The organism is Mycobacterium sp. (assembly GCF_049683935.1).
In the GTDB taxonomy this organism is placed as follows: Bacteria; Actinomycetota; Actinomycetes; order Mycobacteriales; family Mycobacteriaceae; genus Mycobacterium.
On sequence record NZ_JBAUJR010000441.1, the window covers coordinates 1 to 2064 of the forward strand.

Consider the following 2064-nt stretch of genomic DNA (forward strand, 5'->3'; position numbering starts at 1 on the left):
AGCGTGGACCATGAGGACCTCTCGGTAATCGGATGTGCGTGTTTGGTAACCACACCGATACCGGAGGTCCTCACCTACTTCCGCTCACCACGCCGTTCACAACCTGTCTGGGAGTTACACCTAGATCCTCAGAGCAGAGTGGACCAGTAACTCCAGAACCGCACCAGGCACAACAGGATCACCGCGGTGAACCACAGCGCCACGATCGACCAGCGCCAGGTGTGCAGCCCGCGCAGCACGGCGTTGCCGCGCTGCGGCTGCACCGCGATCGTCGTCACCACGACCAGCAGCGGGATGGTCATCGACCACACCACCATGCAGTACAGGCACAGCGCGCCGATGGTGAACACGCTCTGGTAGATCAGCCAGTGCACGAACACCGTGCCCAGCAGCGTGCCGACCGCCAGCCCGGCCCAGTACCAGCGGGGCAGCTGAACCCGGGCCACCGCGAGCACCCCGGTCACCAGCACGACGGTGAACGACACGATGCCGATCAGCGAGTTCGGGAAACCGAACACGGCGGCCTGCGGGGTGACCATCACCGAACCGCAGGACAGCACCGGGTTGAGGCTGCACGTCGGCACGTAGGCCGGGTTCTTGAGCAGCTCGACCTTCTCGATGGTCAGCGCCAGCGCCGACGAGAGGCCCACCACGCCGGCGATCAGGACCCACAGCGCGCTCAGCCTCCCGACGTGCACCCCACCGTGCTCGGGGCTGTCCGGCTCGGCCGGGGACACCTCCCCTGGCGCGCTCACGCTCATGGAGCGGGAGCGGGAGCGGGCGCCGGGGTCGTCGGATCCGGATTCGGCGGCGGCGCACCGGCGTCGAGCACGGGCAGGTCACCGACGATGCTCCTGATCTCGTCGATCAGCGCGTCGGGGGTCGTCGGCTTGTAGTCCTTGCCGTTGATGCGGATGGTCGGGGTGGCCTTGACCTCGGTCGCCTTGGCCATGCCCTTGACCATGTCGTCGTAGCGGCCCTTCTCGATGCAGTTCGGGACGTCGCCGACGACGCCGGCCTGGCGCGCCACCTCGGTCAGCCGGGCCTCGTCCGGGAACGGGCCGACGCCCTCGGGCGGCTGCTGGGCGTACAGCGCGGCGTGGAAGCGGCGGAACGCCTCGGTGTCGGCTTCGGCCACGCAGTAGGCGGCGTTCGCGGCGCGGGTCGAGTACCCCTGGCCGGCCCGGTCCAGGATCGAGACCATGTAGTAGTCGGCCGCCACGGCGCCGCTGTCGATCAGCCGGTTGATCGTCGGGCCGAAGGCCTTCTCGAAGTTGCCGCACGCCGGGCACAGGAAGTCCTCGTAGAGCGACAGCACGGCCTTGGGCTCGCCGTCGTCACCGGTGATGACGTCGCTGGACGCCACCCGGATCGGCTTGGCCTCACCCTCGCCGGGCTTGTCCTCCTTGGTCATGACGATGTAGAGCACCAGCGCGACGGCGAAGATCACGACGATCGCGGTCAACCCGATCTGTACGGCCAGATTGCGTTTCTTGTCGGCCGCCTTCAGGTCGTACTTCGGGGTCTTCTTCGGTTTCGAGGCCACGGGGACAAGCGTACCGGCGGCGTTTTCGCGGCCCGTCAGACGCCGCGCAGACGGGTGCGCAGCGCGCTGATCATGTCGGCGACCGCGGCCGCGCAACCGCCCCCGATCGGGAACATGTTGGCGAAGCCGTGGATCAGCGCACCGGCCTGCCGCAGGTCGACGGCCACCCCGGCGGCGCGCAGTGCCTCGGCGTAGGCCACGCCCTCGTCGCGCAGTGGGTCGAAGCCGCCGGTCAGCACCAGTGCAGGCGCGAGCCCGGACAGGTCGTCGGCCAGCAGCGGTGACACGACCGGATCGGTGATCTGCACCGACGCACCGGTGACGTACTTGTCGGCGAACCACTCGATGTCGGCCTTCGTCAGGAAGTAGCCGGAGGCGAACAGGGTCTGCGACCGGGTCTCGCCGCTGGGGTTGGTCCACGGGTAGATGAGCAGTTGCAGCGCCGGTTGCGGCACTCCTTCGGCGCGGGCGCGCTGGGCGACGACGGCGGCGATGTTGCCGCCGGCGCTGTCCCCGCC

3 protein-coding genes are annotated in these 2064 nt (G+C 68.8%); all 3 read right to left on the reverse strand.

Translation table 11 applies throughout. The features are described 5' to 3' along the window. Positions 1-128: 128 nt before the first annotated feature. A complete protein-coding gene (locus WA965_RS24775) occupies positions 129-761 on the reverse strand; it encodes a vitamin K epoxide reductase family protein (protein ID WP_003889255.1) in 633 nt (210 codons plus the stop codon). Continuing rightward, a complete protein-coding gene (locus WA965_RS24780) occupies positions 758-1546 on the reverse strand; it encodes a DsbA family protein (RefSeq protein ID WP_047041144.1) in 789 nt (262 codons plus the stop codon). Before WA965_RS24780 ends, WA965_RS24775 begins: the two co-directional genes overlap by 4 nt. 35 nt (positions 1547-1581) lie before the next feature. Continuing rightward, positions 1582-2064 (reverse strand): alpha/beta hydrolase (locus tag WA965_RS24785; protein WP_526448170.1); only part of this gene is annotated, 483 nt, incomplete at its 5' end.

Bases quoted from the DNA above. Each gene is read 5' to 3' on its own strand.
- WA965_RS24775 (WP_003889255.1), bottom strand. From the start codon at position 761: ATGAGCGTGAGCGCGCCAGGGGAGGTGTCCCCGGCCGAGCCGGACAGC.